Here is a 16071-nt window from a genome sequence, read left to right on the forward strand (position 1 = left end):
AATTTTACCACCATTTTCAAAGGATATAAAGAAGATAAAGGGGTTGTTAATCTGATCAGGTTCAAGCTTGGTAAAGACAATTAAGAAATGCTTAACTAATCAGCCCTTGTTCCCATAACCTAAGTGCAGCCAGGATATTGCCCAATTTTACATAGGTATGGGATATTCCACCTTGTTGATATACGATATACGGTTCACGCAAGGGCCCATCAGCCGAAAATTCACTGGTAGACCCCTGAATAAAGGTGCCGCCAGCCATAATAACCTCATCTTCATACCCTGGCATTGAAGCAGGGATCGGTCTTACGTGAGCATCTATGGGCGAGCCTTGCTGTAATCCTTCGCAGAAGGCCAGCATGCGCTCACGTGAGCCTAATTTTATTGCTTGAATAAGGTCAGTGCGCAACATCTCCGGGGTAGGATTAACTTCAAATCCAAGAGTTTGCCAGAAGGCTGCTGCAAATACTGCTCCTTTTAAGGATTCAAGTACGGTAAGGGGGCTAAAAAACGATCCTTGGTAAAACAAACGCTGCCATTCTAGGGTTGAGCCCACCTCAGACCCGATTCCCGGTGCGGTTAAGCGTTGCGCAGCCAGTTCAACCAGTTCGCTCTTCCCTGCTACATATCCCCCGCTCGGAGCTAAGCTTCCTCCGAGGTTTTTAATCAGGGAGCCGGCCATTAAATCTGCGCCCACGTTTCCGGGTTCCCTTTTTTCAACTAGCTCACCGTAGCAGTTATCCACAAATACCAGTACTTGCGGAAAATTAGCTTTAACAAATTGGATTAGGTCTTCAATTTGAGTGATTGCCACAGAGTTGCGCCAGGAATAACCGCGTGAACGTTGCACAAGCACAAGGCGGGTTTCCGCAGCCATATTCTCCTTAATAAGTTCATATTGAATGTTGCCCTTATGATCCAGGGGCACTGAGCCATAACTAACCCCAAAGTCCTTAAGACTTCCTTGCCCACTACCCCTGAGTCCTATCACTTCTTCAAGAGTGTCATAGGGATTGCCCGTAACTGAAAGCACATGATCCCCAGGCCTTAGAACCCCGAACAGAGCACTGGCAATAGCATGCGTGCCTGATACAAACTGCCCCCTAACCAAGGCCTTCTCTGTGCCTAAGATTCTGGCAAATACCCTATCCAAAACTTCCCGTCCGCTGTCATCGAGACCATAACCGGTAGTTCCGTGCAAATGATATGTAGTAACTCTTTCTTCTTGAAAAGCGCCTAAAACCTTGGCATGATTGGCAAAAGATATATCCTGAAGCCTGGTTTCCTGTTCAGCTAATAATACCTCCGCTTCGCGGAGTGCGTGGGCGAGAACTGGTGGCAGATCAGAACGGGAAAACACAAGCTTGTCCCTCCTTAAACTCATTATGTGAATAAAAAGTTTTTAGATGTCATCAATTGTTAAATCGCCTGGTACAATTTGCATAAGCTCATCACGTGAGCTTGAAGGCTTTTGATACAGCCTTACGGCTTGTTTACGAATAGAGCGTTCAACTAAATTACGCACAAGGCGGGCATTACCGGCATATGGATGGCTATGGAGGAGCATCTGAATAAGATGGCGCAACGTTTCATGGGCTTCAGGCACTAACACATACTGCCTTTTTTCCAGCATGGATTCTGCGATGGCTAGGAGTTCTTCCAAACTATAGTCAGGGAAATCAATGTGAATCGGGAAACGCGAACGTAGTCCAGGATTAGTTTGTAAAAACCATTCCATTTCATGGCGGTATCCGGCCAGAATTAAGATCAAATTATCTTTATTATCCTCCATAGCTTTGACCAGGGCGTCAATTGCTTCTTTGCCAAAGTCTTTTTCCCCACCGCGCGCCAGGGAATAGGCCTCATCAATAAAGAGAACCCCCCCCAATGCTTTTTTGACTTGTTCCCTGGTCTTTTGTGCCGTATGTCCGATGTATTCTCCTACTAGATCTGCCCGCTCGCATTCAATAACATGCCCTTTTTGTAAGGTACCGAGTTCTTTGAATAACCTACCCACAATGCGGGCTACCGTAGTCTTGCCGGTCCCTGGGTTGCCGCGAAAAATCATATGCAGGACCAAGGAATCAGCTGTAAGCTTTTCGCGGGTTCTTCTTTTTTGAATTTCAACATAGGCCTGTAATTCCCGAATTAATTTCTTGACATTAGACAAGCCTACCAGTGCATCAAGTTCGCCGATGATTTCAGTCACCTTATCTTTATCGGCAACAGCAGCGGAACTCTTCCGGACTTTCCCCTGTTCTAAAATATCCGGTTTAAGGCTCGCGCTTGCTTGCTCTGCCCGTACGGGAGAGTGAATAACCGGACGCAGGTTATTTTCAGAGTGAAAAGTTATGCGAATTGGCATGGAAGCCAGGCACCTCCTGTCCTTTACTACTATACGCTGACAGGAATAAAAGGTGTCCTGGAAATCACAGTCATTTCTCTAAACTCTCTAAAAATCTTACTGGCTGGCTTTGCTTTTTGCATAACGGACGCGGGCTTGACGGTCTAAATATCTTTTGCGCAGACGGATGCTTTTGGGGGTTATCTCTGCCAATTCATCGTCCTCAATATATTCAAGGGCTTGTTCCAGAGAGAAGACTCTGGGTTTGTCCAGCTTCAGAGCTTCTTCCGAATTGCTTGAACGCATATTCGTCACATGCTTTTTCTTAGCTACATTCACTTCGATATCTTGCTCACGGTTGTTTTCACCTACGATCATACCCTCATAAACCTTAATCCCGGGTTCAATGAATATTGTCCCTCGTTCTTGAGCTGCATTAAGGCCGTAGGTCGTGGTTTCCCCGTCCTCAAAAGCAATCAGCACTCCGCGCTGACGCCCGGAGATTTCCCCCATATAAGGCTCATACCCGTTAAAAACGTGGCTCATTATCCCTTCCCCCCGGGTTTCTGTTAAAAATTCCCCGCGAAAGCCGATCAGCCCACGGGCAGGAATCTTAAACTCTAAGCGGATTTGAGTCTGGGAGAGGTTAGTCATGTTAACTAATTCGGCTTTTCTTTGCCCTAACAGTTCCATCACTTTCCCCATCGCATTTTCCGGGATGTCACAAATCAGGAGCTCAATGGGCTCACACTTCTTCCCTTCAATACTCTTATAAATAACCTCCGGTTTTGATACTTGAAGTTCATACCCTTCCCGGCGCATGTTTTCAATAAGAATGGAAAGATGTAATTCCCCCCGACCGGAAACCCGGAAAACATCAGCCGAATCTGTATCTTCTACCCGCAGGCTGACGTTGGTCTCAACTTCCTTGAACAGGCGTTCCCGGAGTTTGCGCGAAGTTACAAACTCTCCCTCTTGACCGGCAAAAGGGCTGTTGTTGACCATAAAGTTCATGGTCAAAGTAGGTTCATCAACTTCAATGTGCGGTAAAGCTTCCGGATTGAGGGCAGACGCAACTGTTTCCCCAATGTTGGCGCTGCTAAGTCCGGTAAGAGCGACAATTTCCCCTGCCGGAGCTTCCGCCACTTCTTGGCGGTTCAATCCTTCAAAGAGCAACACTTTGCCTACCCGGGCTTTTTCAAAACTCTCATCACGTTTGATGATGGCAATATTTTCTCCTTGACTGATTCTTCCGCGCACCAGGCGACCGATCACAATTTTCCCCACATAGTCATCATAATCCAAGGTAGTGATTAACATCTGCAGGGGGGCGTCCGGGTCAGCCTGGGGAGCGGGGATATGCTCCATGATTACAGCAAACAAGGGCTCCAAGCTCTCCTCCAAAGACTCTGGCTTAAGGCTTGCTTTCCCTTGACGGGCAGACGCATAAACCACCGGAAAATTTATCTGCTGGTCATCTGCTCCCAGTTCAATAAATAAATCCAGTACTTCATCCAGAACATCCTCCGGACGGGCATCCGGGCGGTCAATCTTATTTATGACCACAATGGGGACAAGTTTTAATTCCAGAGCTTTACGCAAAACAAAACGTGTTTGGGGCATTGGACCTTCGAAGGCGTCCACAATTAATAAGACCCCGTCCACCATTTTTAAGACTCGTTCCACTTCCCCGCCAAAATCCGCATGTCCTGGAGTGTCAACAATGTTAATTTTGGTGCCTTGCCAGTGTACAGATGTATTCTTGGCCAGAATTGTAATACCGCGTTCCCGTTCTAAGTCGTTTGAGTCCATGACACGTTCCATGACTTGCTGGTTGGCTCTGAAAGTTCCGCTTTGTTTAAGCATGGAATCTACTAAAGTAGTTTTACCGTGGTCAACGTGAGCTATTATGGCAATATTTCTAAGATTAAAAACCTGCATACTTAAGTTCATTCCCCAATCTTTATTGCTAAATTTATTTGGCGATACCAGAAAAACACTAAACTTTATATTAGCACAAACAGTATCTTTATGCAAAAGAATAAAAGTCCGGCCATGAGCCGGACTTTTAGCTTTAATAAGATAAATTTATAGTTAGCAACTAATTACCCCCTGAATCATATTGAATAAAACCAGGTATGTAATAACAGTACTATAAAACTTATTTAACTCCGTCTTCTTGGGCATTCGCAGCAGCCGCAGCTAGGTTGATCGGGCGAATAGGCATTACTGTGGAAATAGCATGTTTATAAACCATTTGCTGTTTACCTTCAAATTCAAGAACCACCGTAAAATTATCAAAGCCTTTGACGATTCCCTTCAACTGAAAGCCGTTAACAAGGTAAATCGTCACCGGTAAATTTTCCTTGCGAACTTGATTCAGAAAGGTATCCTGCAAGTTGATGGCCGATTTATTCATATATTTCCCTCCATCACCATCTGTTTCTACTTTTCTATTCTACACGAGTTTCGATAGCTCTGCAAGTAGTGATAATCGTTGTCACAAGTTCTTCCATATTCATCTTGCTTATGTCATACCAAGTTATGCGGGGGTCCCGCTGAAACCAAGTAAGTTGACGTTTGGCGAAGTGCCTTGTATCCCTCTTAAGTAAACGGGTCAATTCTCCTTTGCTAACCAGACCTTTGACATACCATCCGGCATGGCGGTAGCCAATACTTTGCAAGGGTTTTAACTTAAGGGAATAGCCATCCTGCTCTAAGTTCAAAGTTTCCTCGATTAGGCCCGTAACAAGCATGTTGTCGCATCTTTGATTTATCCTGGCGTACAAGGTTTCTCGTGGGGCGGTTAAACCGATATACACGACAGAAGCGTTCAGTGGAGTATAGGATTTTTCCAAGTACTGCCTCCGGCTTGACATCTTCGCCCCTGTTAGTTCAAATACCTCAAGCGCGCGGATGATACGTACTACATCATGGGGGTGAAGGCGCTGAGCGCTTTCCGGGTCCGTTTGAGCTAATGCCTGGTGTAATCCAGTTTTCCCGTGTTCCCCTAAGTACTTTAACCATTTCTCCCTGAGTTCCTCAGAACCGTTCTCCTGAAAGCTGTAAGGGTCAAGGAGTGATCTTACGTACAGCCCCGTTCCTCCAACTAAAATCGGCACTTTTCCTTGTTGCTTAATCCCAGAGATCAGTCTGGAAGCGATTTGCTGAAATTGAGCGACTGTAAACGGTTCGGAAGGATCAAGAAAATCAATAAGATGATGTCTTATTTCTTCTCTTTCCCTTAGGGAGGGTTTGGCTGAACCTATATCAAGTTTCTTATAAACTTGGACGGAATCTCCTGAGATGATTTCCCCCTTAAGTTGTTTGGCTAACTTGAGGGCCAAGTCGGATTTACCAATGGCAGTAGGCCCTACAATTACAACAAATGGAATCATGTGCAAGATCCTCCGGCCTAAATTTTAATTACTCCATAATCAACTGAACTGTAACGGCCGCCCGGCATTACTTCAAACCCTAAGCGTGCAAACTCCTTACTCCCTTTGCGTTCCTTAAGCACCACTCGTTTACGCGCCACGCGGCAAGCTTCGGCGACAGCTTCCTGACGCAGGCTGCTTGCATCAGCCCAGAGGTGAAGAGGTTTAATCGAGGCAGATTTTTCCCGGGTGTGGCGGAACATGGGGTCGAAGTAAACCACATCAACAGTAGCGGGGGGCATATTTTGCATAAAAGTTAGATTATCGTCCCAATAAACTTCAATATTCCTTGCAGCCAGTTGAACATCAGCCCATGCCTGTCTTTTCTCCATGTTCTCCACCTGGGGAATTGGCAACTGCTTAAGTAGACCGTCTTTAACAATGGCGGCTATATACGGAGAACTCTCTACGGTCAAGACTTTTCCCTGCTTACCCACAGCCCAGGCACCCATAAGGGCATCTGTGCCCAATCCCAGAGTGGCATCGAGCAGAACATCTCCGGTTTGGAGAGCGGTTGCCTCCAAATAGCGGTCAGGAAGGCCGCGGTAAATATTTATGAGTCTGAGCAGGGCCATACTGGGATGAAAGCTTAAGCGTTCATCCCGAAAACTCAAAAATACTCCTTTACGGGTGATGCTTAATCGAGGTAGGTCCTGGCCTTCGGCAGCATCTTCCGTTTCCCAGCGGCAGCCGGGCTGACTTAGGAACCAAGCTTTCCGGGCTGTAAGCCCCGGGTCTGGTGAAGATATAGTTATTATTACTGGTTCTAGCATCAAAGCCACCTTAACTTAGCCATATTATTGCCAGATAACCCCGTGAGCAGACTTAAAGGCACAGCTTTGGGGCAACTATGCGGCAAGTTTCTGTCTAATTCGTTCGATAAAAGCGCTTTTCCAATTCAGCCTTGCTAATTTGCACAATCGTAGGCCTCCCGTGCGGACAGGTAAAGGGATTTTCCGTGCGGTTAAGCTGAGCCAGCAACTGTTCCATTTCTAAAAGAGAAAGATTCTCCTGGGCTTTAATGGAATTTCGGCAAGCGATGAGATAGACCCATTCTTCTCTCAGGCTGTCAAAAGAAGGAGTATGGGCAGTTTTAAGCACCATTTCGAGGAATTGGCGGATAAGATTTTCTCCTTCTCCTGTTTGGATATTGTCCGGAATCCCGCGCAACAAGTAAGTTCGAGAGCCAAAATGTTCAAGTATAAAGCCGAATTCTCTTAGGGTCCACAAGTGTTCTAGTAAGAGTTGCTCTTCCTGAACTGTAAACTCTAGTGGGACTGGAATGAGAAGTTCCTGGCAGCCAGGTTTTTCTTTCTTCATCTGCTTAAGCAGGCGTTCGTAATTAATCCTTTCATGAGCTGCGTGCTGGTCAATAATTACAAGGTTGGAGCCGTCGGTAGCCAGGATATACGTGTTGAAAACCTGGGCTAAAGGCCACACGTTTAGACGCATGGTTAGAGTATCATTTTCAGTAGGTGCGAGTGCAGGAGTGTGTTCAAGTGTTAACTCCGAAGCGGATGGAACGGGTTCTACCCGCGCGCTTTCTGCGCTTGTGCTGCTCAAGCAGTAATCCACATCAATCGTTTTCTCATTTACGCTTAAATCTTTGTTTGCTCTTAAATCCGTTAATTCTAATAAATCTTTTAAGTTATTAATATCTGCTCTCAAATGTTTATTCGTTAGTAAAGTCGGTCGAGACATCAAGTTAGGTCGAACATCGGAGGTTCCTCTAACTATGAGTTTCTCTCCTGCTCTAATCTTGGCTGCTGATGAAGCAAACTCGAGGGTGGTTGGAGAGTGATGGGCACGCAGAATTTTCCTGATCCCATCACTGATGAATTGCGTCAGTTCTTGTTCGCGGGCGAAACGAATTTCCATCTTGGCAGGATGAACATTAACATCATATTCAGCCGGCAGCAAAGATAATTGAAGCACTGCCAGCGCATTTAATTTAGTAGGTATTAGAGTGTGATAAGCCTCTCTCACAGACCGGCTGAGCAGGCTTGATCTGATCACGCGCCCGTTGACAATGAATGTTTCCCCTTGCCGGGTAGATCTGACAAGATCGGGCGGGCTTACATATCCTGCAAGTTTCCAATTCCCGTTGTCAAATGAAACTGGGATCAAGCGGCGGGCGGTATCATTGCCTAAAACAGCTGCGACCGCTTCTAACAACTTGCCGCGCCCGGGCGTTTTGAGGACCACATTCTGCGGATGGGTCAAAGTAAACGCTACATCAGGCCGCGCTAAGGCCAGTCGTGATACCATGTCGCTAATTAAACCGAATTCGGTATTGACTGACTTCAGAAACTTGCGCCGGGCAGGGGTATTAAAAAAGAGATCTCTGACTGTAACCGTGGTGCCTTCAGGGCGCCCGGCATCACTGATGTGCATCTGTTGCCCTCCTTGAACTTTAAGCACGGCTCCAGAAAGTTCATTTTGACTGCGCGTAGAAATTTCCATCTGTGAGACAGAAGCAATGCTGGGAAGGGCTTCTCCCCGAAAACCAAGAGTTCTTAAAGTGTTTAAGTCCTCAATGTGTGTAAGTTTACTGGTAGCATGGCGCAAGAGGGCTAGCGGCAATTCTGCAGACGGGATCCCGTGGCCATTATCGCTGACTGCAATTAACGGCACTCCGTTGCCCTCAACTGAAATTTCAATGCGGCTGGCCCCGGCATCGAGCGCATTTTCTATGAGTTCTTTCACTACGGACAAGGGCCGTTCTACCACTTCCCCGGCAGCAATCTGATTGGCCGCGTGTTCATCAAGTACATGAATAGGGTGTGTCAATATGTTGTCACTCCTTGATCTATGTGCCAAAACTCAGTGCGGTTAGTGAGCTGATCCTGAAGCAGGACCGCTTGATAACGTCCGATAAGGTAATCCCAAAGGTCGTAACCTGCTTGGGCACACTCAGGGCAGGCTTGAAAAGGAATGCGTACAAGCGCGTATTTCTTTTTTTCAGGGGAACGTTGGGTTTCGATATAAACTGTACCCCCGCAATTTTGGCAGCGGCGGACCCGGTCGTGGCGTATCTCCTGAAATCCATCAGTATCATAATAGATTGAATGTGGAATAAAAACCCATTCACCCGCCGGGAGGTGCAGTTCATTGCGCACTGTCCATTGCGGTTGGGTATGCTTATACTCATATGTCAGCTCAGAACTATATGATTTAAGGGTTTTTAAGGGAATGTGGGGACGGCGGGGCTGTTCGGGCTCTCTTACATTGCTGAAATCTTCTCCGGCTAAAGCTAACAAGATTGCGAGATTTACATAAGGAAGGGCTTCTTCGATGGAATACCCACCCTCAAGCACTGCCAAATCAGGTTTGAGCATGTCCGTGATCTTGGCATACCCTTGGGCGGTCACGTTCATGGAAGCCAGAGGGTCAGTGAAATGATTATCTTGTCCTGCTGAATTAATGATCAGATCCGGGCTGAATTCCTGGATTTTCGGCAGTACCCACGTTTCCAGGATGTACTGAAAGCCTTCGTCTCCCGTTCCAGGAGGGAGAGGGATATTCAAAGTCTGATCCCAGGCGTTAGGTCCGCCTTTTTCATGCGGAAAACCACTGCCCGGATAAAGTGTTCTGCCATCTTGGTGCAGAGAAATAAAGAGAACATTAGGATCATGGTAAAAAATATCCTGCGTTCCGTTGCCATGATGTACATCTGTATCAATGATCGCAATTTTTTTAACCCCGTAATGTGCTCTTAGAAAATTAACCAAGATCCCCTCATTGTTTAAAGTACAGAAGCCACGATTACCCAACACCGTAGCCCCAGCATGGTGTCCGGGCGGTCTGACAAGCGCAAAGCCGTTCCTGATTTGCCCTTTGGCCCAGGCTTCCCCGAGTACGAGAGCACTGCCTGCAGCAATAAGATGTGCGTCAAGTTCATGAGCGTGCGGAGAAGGGAAAATTCCCTGTGTCTTGAGGACTTCGGCGAGCGGTGCCAAGCCTGGAGAGTACTGCCGGATATTTGGGAGATCAAGAATCCCCTCTTCAAATAACTGTTCCTGTGTATAAAGCAGGCGTTCTTCCCGTTCGGGATGCGTCTCTCCCAAGGACCAGTCAAACGCGGGAAAAAATAGAATTCCCGTAGGTTTCATTCTTTGACCCTCCCTATAACTCCGGGTGGCACATGAAATGCGCCGCGCACAATCTGTCCCACTGTTTGAAGTCCTTGGACGATGGGGAAAAAGTCAAAGGGCTCTTTATGTAGATCGACAATGTCTATCCCCTTCTCCCCAGCCTCCCTCTGCACAATTTCTGTAAGAAATCCATCGACTTCCTGATGTGGCCGTTTCGATCCCTGCCACGGCCCTTGTTCTCCTGTTTCCTCCACGCGGTAGCGCTTGAGCACAGTATCGAGATGAAGGGTGCAGGAGAAGGTGGGCCTGGCCATTGCGGCTCCAATAGCGTTAGATACCTCAGGGTATTTGCCCACGCGTACAGGGGAATGAAGGCGCTCTCCGAGAACAGATGCAATTCCCTGGGCCCCTCCGCCACTGATCCACAAGTGAAAATTAAGGGATTCATGGGGATGAAGCACTCCCCACACCTTATACGCAGGTTCATTTTGCCACTCTTGTTGTAATTTGTGGATTTCCCGTACGATCCGCTCGACAAAAGCTTCTAAAATAGAAGATGCCAACTCGCGTATGTTAAAGGTGCTCCGCTTATCAGGCTGTAAGAGGGAGGCCAGAACTTCTTCAGCCCTGTTGTAATCCCCATAATTAATCAGTTTCAGATAACACATAGCATCAGTTGGTGTGGGTGCAGGCCCTCCGAGACAATAAGCCGGACCTAAACGGTAATTGGCGAGGGCAAAATTCGAACCGTCCGTAAGAATAACTGAATCTCCTCCTACTGGGACGGAGCGGACGGCCAGGGAACGTACGAGCGTGGAATAAGTCCCTATTGTAGCACCATATGAGCTTACTAAAGGCTCTCCTGAGAGGACCAGCCCTAGGTCTGTAGTGGTTCCGCCGATATCGATCACTACAAAAGATTGAGACGTGCTGCTTTGGGCCAAGGCACCGAGGACGCTGGCCGTGGGGCCGGAGTAAATCGATTCTACAGGGCGTAGTTTGGCTAAAGGCAGAATGCCTCCATCAGCTTTAAGGACAAATATGGGAGCGTGACACCCCCTGGCAGCTACTGCCTGCTGCAGGTCTGCTGCAAACTGAGCAAAAATATCATGGCTCGCTAAGTTCAGATAAGTAGTCAGACTGCGCCGGTAAAAATTAGATTGTCCCCATTGATGTCCTAAAGCTATTTTGAGCGTGGGCATGAAGCGCTGCAGATAGTGGGCCAGCTGTTCTTCGTGGCTCTTGTTGCGGTGGGAAAATTTCCCGACAATAGCCAAATGGGACAAATTTTTTTGCTTTTGTAGTTTTTGCAGGAGGCGCTGCCATTCGAGTTGATCCGGGGGAGTAATCTCGCGACCGCGGTAATCAATTGAACCGTACAGGGTATGATAGGAGACAGGCCAGGAGAAAGATTCCAGTCTCATCCCCGTACCGGGTAAGAGCAAAAGTTCAACCGCAGGCAGTTTCCCTTGCAAAATGGCATTGGTAACTAAAGTGGTACTTACCGTAATTTGTTCAACCGGATGCTTGCCTGACACTCGCAGAGCATCAATTGCGTTGATAATCGTCTGAAGCAAATCGAGGGGCTCGGTAGGCACTTTGGCTTTATCTTCGATCTGATTCCCTTGCATTAATACGGCATCAGTAAAAGTACCACCGACATCAATACCAACCCGTCCTGCCAACTTTCATTCCCCCTTAAAATGTCTGTAAGGAATGCAGGCGTTCCCGCACATCAAATAAATACTCTAAGGCCTGCCGGGGAGTCATATCTTCTAATACCACATGCGCAATTTCTTGAAGAAGCGGATGCAGTTCAGGTTCCGTGAAAAGGCTGAATTGGATGACTTTCCCCGGTTCTTTATCAAGATACGGCTGGCTGTTTTCAAACTCGAACAGGAGCACTTTTGCCCTCTTTAATAGAGACTCAGGCAGCCCTGCGATGCGGGCGACTTGAATTCCATAACTACGGTCAGCGCGGCCGGGTAAAATCTTATGCAGAAATACTATTTCTTCTCCGTGTTCTTTCACAGCAACGTGAAGATTGAAAATTCCCGGGAAATTTTCTTCAAGCTGGGTTAATTCGTGATAATGAGTAGCAAACAACACTTTGGCCGGCAAATTTTCAACAAGATACTCAGTTGCAGCCCAGGCTATGCTCAAGCCGTCAAAGGTAGCAGTGCCGCGTCCGATCTCGTCTAAGATTACGAGGCTGTGGGCGGTCGCATTGCGTAGAATATGCGCCACTTCCTGCATCTCCACCATAAAAGTGCTCTGACCTGACGCTAGGTCATCCGAAGCTCCAACCCTGGTAAAAATGCGGTCTACGAGGGGAACAGCCGCTTGGCGGGCGGGGACGAACGAGCCAATATGAGCCATGAGCACAATTAAGGCTACCTGCCGCATATACGTAGATTTACCGGCCATATTAGGACCGGTGATAAGTGCCAGGTGTTTCTGAGCACTGAGGTTAGTATCATTAGGAACAAATTCGCTCGTTCCAAGCATTTGTTCCACCACTGGATGGCGTCCATCCCTTATTTTGAGTTCGTACTCCTCCCCTATTTCAGGCCGGACATAATTATTGCGCACTGCAACCTCAGCCAGACTGAGATAAGCATCTATCTCTGCTAAAGTCCGGGCTGCAGTCAGGATTTTCTGAGTGTGGGCGCGGACTTCCTCCCTAATCTTAAGAAAAATTTCATATTCTAAAGTAATGAGCTGTTCCTGAGCCCCTAAAACTTTCTGTTCATACTCTTTAAGATCCGGTGTTATAAAGCGTTCGGCATTGGCCAAAGTTTGTTTTCTGATATAATCTGCTGGAACCGAATCCCGATTGGCGTGAGTCACTTCAAGGTAATAGCCGAATACCTTGTTATAACCGACCTTAAGGGAACGAATACCGGTACGCTCTCTTTCAACACTCTCAAGGCGGGCAATCCATTCCTTAGCCCCAGAGGATAGGGTGCGAAGTTCATCCACCTCAGCAGAGTACCCGGTTTTTATCAGGTTTCCCTCTTTCACAGAAGCAGGAGCGTCCGGATTTAAGGCCTCACTTAAGTTAAGAGAAAGAGTATCCAAACCCTCTAAATATTGACTTAAATTCTTTAAGATTTTGGCTTGGCTGCTTGCTGCCAGCTCACATAAGGCGGGCAGGACATTCAAAGTCTGAGCGAGGGCCAGCAAATCTTTGGCATTAGCAATTCCGTATGAAACCCGGCCCATTAGGCGCTCAAGATCATAAACTCCCGTCAGGAGTTTGAAAATATCTGAGCGTAATAAAGAATCAGTTGTTAATTCTTCAACTGCGTCAAGCCGCCGCGAAATTTCGGAGTGTACAAGCAACGGCTGTTCGATCCAATGCCTTAAAAGCCTGCCTCCCATTGCTGTCCGGGTAAAATCAAGGACTGTAAGTAAAGTGCCTTTTTTACCAAGTCCTCTCAAGCTTTCTGTTAGCTCTAAATTACGCCTGCTCCATGGATCAAGGATCATCCAGTGATCCTGACGGTAATTCTTGATTTCTATAATATGAGCAGGGTCAATGCCAGGAATGTTTTCCTGAAGGTAAACCCACAGTGCTTCGGCAGCACGAGCTGCTGCCGGAAACTCGGAAAGCATATGAGCCTGGGCGGGAAAGCGTTCGTGCATACGATTGCTAAAGCCTGTAAAATTTCGCTGTGTACAGAAATATTTCGTCCAGAATTTGCTTTTTTGATAAAGGTTAGGGGTAAGCACTACCTCCGCAGGGTGTATGCGTTCAATCTCTGCTACGACTGTTTCCCAGTGTGGCGTTTGTAGAACTGAAAAATCTCCGGTGGAAATGTCTAAAAATGCTAAGCCCCACTCCGTATCCCGGTAAACACTGGTCAGGAAAGTATTGTTTTTTTCAGGCTGATAACTGTCCGTGACCGTACCGGGAGTAACAATACGAATGATTTCACGTTTAACAATTCCTTTAGCACTGCGGGGGTCTTCGACCTGCTCGCAAATTGCGACTTTATATCCGGCGCTGACCAATTTGGTCAGATAAGTCTCTGCCGCGTGATACGGGACGCCACACATCGGAATCCTTTTCCCCTCACCTGCGTCCCGAGCTGTTAAGGCTATTTCCAATATGGGAGCCGAGGTTTCAGCGTCTTCCTCGAACATCTCATAAAAATCTCCCAGACGGAAAAAAACAATTGCATCCGGTACATGTGCTTTAATTTCCCAGTACTGAAGCATCATTGGGGTGGTCATGCTCTCTCTTACTCCTCTATCTTCAGCAGGCCTTCTAAAAAAGGAAGAGCGTATGCCCTTCCTTTATCCTGCGGGTGCGTTATTTTAATGCAATACCTTGAAATACTCGACTTAACAGCCGCTGCAGGTGGTACACCCGTCTGTACCGCACGAAGAACAACTGTCTGTTGATTCTCCTGCAATAGCATTAGCCAGCAAGGAATTTACATAGTCCAGCATTTCCGTAAATCGATCTTGGGCTGACATATAAGCTGCGATTAAGCTGTTGCTTTCTACTTTTTCTTCAATGGCAGCCGTTTTGTCGTGGTCAGCCTGGGTTATTTCCTTCCCGTCGCGCTGTAGTTCTGCCAAATTCTGCTGGGCCTCCTGAAACTCAGCGATAATACTTTGGGCCTCGCTATCCACCAGCATAGTCTTTTCTGTGTTTCTTAGATCCGCTAGTTCAGAACAGCGTGCAATGGCGTCAGCCAGTTGTTGAGCTTTTTCGAAAACCTCAGATGACATTAAAACACCTCCACCATTATTTAATTCTACATAGGGGTGATTATTCCTGCTCTAACTTATTGCGGTAAACAACTTCCCCAACTAAAGTCCAGGAACCAGCTTCCACTATTTTAACATTTATCAGTTGGCCGCTCAGCTCCGAATCTCCGCTAAATACTACTAACTCATTGCCGCGGGTCCGACCGGTCAAACGCTCGGGATTAGTTTTGCTCGAACCCTCTACCAAAACTTCATAAGTCTTACCCACCATGCGCTCCCTCCACTCCAGGCTTGCCTGAGTTTGGATGTTCATCAACTCTTGGAGCCGCTTTTTCTTAACATCTAATGTTATCTGGTTCGGCATCACAGCGGCGGGAGTTCCACTGCGTTTTGAATAGAGGAAAGTAAAAGCCTGACTGTACTGTACCAGGTGCACAACATCGAGGGTTTGGGCAAAGTCTTCTTCACTCTCCCCGGGAAAACCTACGATGAAATCTGTGGTTAAACTTACATTCGGGATTAATTCACGTATGCGCGCAACCCGGCTTAAATAGTATTCCCTGGTATATTGCCGGTTCATGCTTCGCAAAATAGAATTACTTCCGGCTTGGATGGGAAGATGAATATGCTCGCACAAGTGCTTGCCCTGAGCGATAGTTTCTATCAGTTTATCTGAGAGATCTTTCGGGTGAGAAGTTATAAATCTTACCCGGTAAAGCCCGGGAATTTGATCTACTTCCTGAAGGAGGTCGGCAAAATCATAAGCGGGTGTTAATTCCTTACCGTAGGAGTTGACATTTTGCCCTAAGAGCGTGACTTCGCGGCAGCCGCCGCCAACCAGATCCTGTATCTCTGTTATAATTTCTGCAGGTGGGCGGCTCCTTTCCCTGCCGCGCACATGTGGAACAATGCAATAAGAGCAAAAATTATTACACCCATACATTATGTTGACATAGGCGCGCAGTTTCCCTTTGTCCCCGCGGGGGGTCTCGCTAACACCTGTATGTTCTTTAATAACCACGGCTACTTTCCCTTTGGTTTCCGTTTCTTTAAGTAAAGTTGCGAAGTTCTGCAAATTATGAGTTCCAGTCCAGATATCCACATGAGGAGCACGTTTTTGCAATTTGACCAGAGCCCCTGGCTGCTGGACCATGCATCCACACACAGCTATCTTAAGGTTGGGATTATTCTCTTTAAGCCTTTTTAACTCTCCGATCTTCCCCAAGATCTTATTTTCAGCGCTTTCCCGCACACAGCAGGTGTTAATAATTATCAAGTCAGCGTTCTGAACCTCATCTGTGGGCACATAACCTGAGCCGGTAGACAGCGCAGTTAAGGTTTCAGCGTCCCGTTCCGACATTTGACAGCCGAAAACAATCGTCGCTACTTTCTTGGCTTGAGCATTTTTGTTGATACTAACAGGCAACTTTGTCACTCCTAAATAACAGCAAGTACTTTCTCATATTATAGCTTATTT

Annotated in this window: 12 protein-coding genes; all 12 read right to left on the reverse strand. The window is 47.0% G+C overall.

What is annotated here, in order from left to right; all coding sequences use genetic code 11:
- Positions 1-91: 91 nt before the first annotated feature.
- Positions 92-1357: a methionine gamma-lyase family protein gene (locus ACYQ2N_RS20760; RefSeq protein ID WP_460001334.1), complete on the reverse strand. Its 1266-nt coding sequence runs from the start codon at positions 1355-1357 to the stop codon at positions 92-94.
- A gap of 42 nt (positions 1358-1399) precedes the next feature.
- Positions 1400-2362 carry an AAA family ATPase gene (locus ACYQ2N_RS20765; RefSeq protein WP_460001335.1) on the reverse strand — a complete coding sequence of 321 codons (963 nt, stop codon included), beginning with the start codon at positions 2360-2362 and terminating at the stop codon, positions 1400-1402.
- 96 nt (positions 2363-2458) lie between these two features.
- The gene (typA, locus tag ACYQ2N_RS20770) at positions 2459-4282 is read right to left on the reverse strand and encodes a translational GTPase TypA (RefSeq protein WP_460001336.1); all 1824 of its coding nucleotides are present in this window, start codon (positions 4280-4282) and stop codon (positions 2459-2461) included.
- Positions 4283-4502: 220 nt separating this feature from the next.
- Positions 4503-4760, reverse strand: a complete 258-nt coding sequence (gene hfq / locus ACYQ2N_RS20775; RefSeq protein ID WP_460001337.1) for an RNA chaperone Hfq — start codon at positions 4758-4760, stop codon at positions 4503-4505.
- A gap of 34 nt (positions 4761-4794) precedes the next feature.
- Complete coding sequence (miaA, locus tag ACYQ2N_RS20780; protein WP_460001338.1) at positions 4795-5739, reverse strand: tRNA (adenosine(37)-N6)-dimethylallyltransferase MiaA; 945 nt, start codon at positions 5737-5739, stop codon at positions 4795-4797.
- Between the two features lie 17 nt (positions 5740-5756).
- Positions 5757-6551 (reverse strand): class I SAM-dependent methyltransferase, encoded by a 795-nt coding sequence (locus ACYQ2N_RS20785; RefSeq protein ID WP_460001339.1) that lies wholly within the window; start codon positions 6549-6551, stop codon positions 5757-5759.
- Between the two features lie 94 nt (positions 6552-6645).
- Entirely contained in the window at positions 6646-8568 is a 1923-nt protein-coding gene (mutL, locus tag ACYQ2N_RS20790; RefSeq protein WP_460001340.1) for a DNA mismatch repair endonuclease MutL, read from the reverse strand.
- A complete protein-coding gene (locus ACYQ2N_RS20795; RefSeq protein WP_460001341.1) occupies positions 8565-9890 on the reverse strand; it encodes a histone deacetylase family protein in 1326 nt (441 codons plus the stop codon). Before ACYQ2N_RS20795 ends, mutL begins: the two co-directional genes overlap by 4 nt.
- Complete coding sequence (locus ACYQ2N_RS20800; protein ID WP_460001342.1) at positions 9887-11557, reverse strand: hydantoinase/oxoprolinase family protein; 1671 nt, start codon at positions 11555-11557, stop codon at positions 9887-9889. The genes ACYQ2N_RS20795 and ACYQ2N_RS20800 overlap by 4 nt, the downstream gene beginning before the upstream one ends.
- A 13-nt stretch (positions 11558-11570) precedes the next feature.
- A complete protein-coding gene (gene mutS / locus ACYQ2N_RS20805) occupies positions 11571-14111 on the reverse strand; it encodes a DNA mismatch repair protein MutS (RefSeq protein WP_460001344.1) in 2541 nt (846 codons plus the stop codon).
- 111 nt (positions 14112-14222) lie between these two features.
- The gene (locus tag ACYQ2N_RS20810; RefSeq protein WP_460001345.1) at positions 14223-14615 is read right to left on the reverse strand and encodes a YlbF/YmcA family competence regulator; all 393 of its coding nucleotides are present in this window, start codon (positions 14613-14615) and stop codon (positions 14223-14225) included.
- A gap of 40 nt (positions 14616-14655) precedes the next feature.
- Positions 14656-16029, reverse strand: coding sequence for a tRNA (N6-isopentenyl adenosine(37)-C2)-methylthiotransferase MiaB (gene miaB / locus ACYQ2N_RS20815; RefSeq protein WP_460001346.1), 1374 nt, complete (start codon positions 16027-16029; stop codon positions 14656-14658).
- Positions 16030-16071: the final 42 nt, after the last annotated feature.

The organism is Paradesulfitobacterium aromaticivorans (assembly GCF_054657415.1).

Excerpts from the sequence above, each read along its gene's own strand:
- ACYQ2N_RS20785 (WP_460001339.1), bottom strand. The coding sequence starts at position 6,551 with ATGCTAGAACCAGTAATAATAACTATATCTTCACCAGACCCGGGGCTT.
- hfq (WP_460001337.1), bottom strand. The coding sequence starts at position 4,760 with ATGAATAAATCGGCCATCAACTTGCAGGATACCTTTCTGAATCAAGTT.
- ACYQ2N_RS20810 (WP_460001345.1), bottom strand. The coding sequence starts at position 14,615 with ATGTCATCTGAGGTTTTCGAAAAAGCTCAACAACTGGCTGACGCCATT.
- typA (WP_460001336.1), bottom strand. The coding sequence starts at position 4,282 with ATGCAGGTTTTTAATCTTAGAAATATTGCCATAATAGCTCACGTTGAC.
- mutS (WP_460001344.1), bottom strand. The coding sequence starts at position 14,111 with ATGACCACCCCAATGATGCTTCAGTACTGGGAAATTAAAGCACATGTA.
- ACYQ2N_RS20795 (WP_460001341.1), bottom strand. The coding sequence starts at position 9,890 with ATGAAACCTACGGGAATTCTATTTTTTCCCGCGTTTGACTGGTCCTTG.
- miaA (WP_460001338.1), bottom strand. The coding sequence starts at position 5,739 with ATGATTCCATTTGTTGTAATTGTAGGGCCTACTGCCATTGGTAAATCC.
- ACYQ2N_RS20765 (WP_460001335.1), bottom strand. The coding sequence starts at position 2,362 with ATGCCAATTCGCATAACTTTTCACTCTGAAAATAACCTGCGTCCGGTT.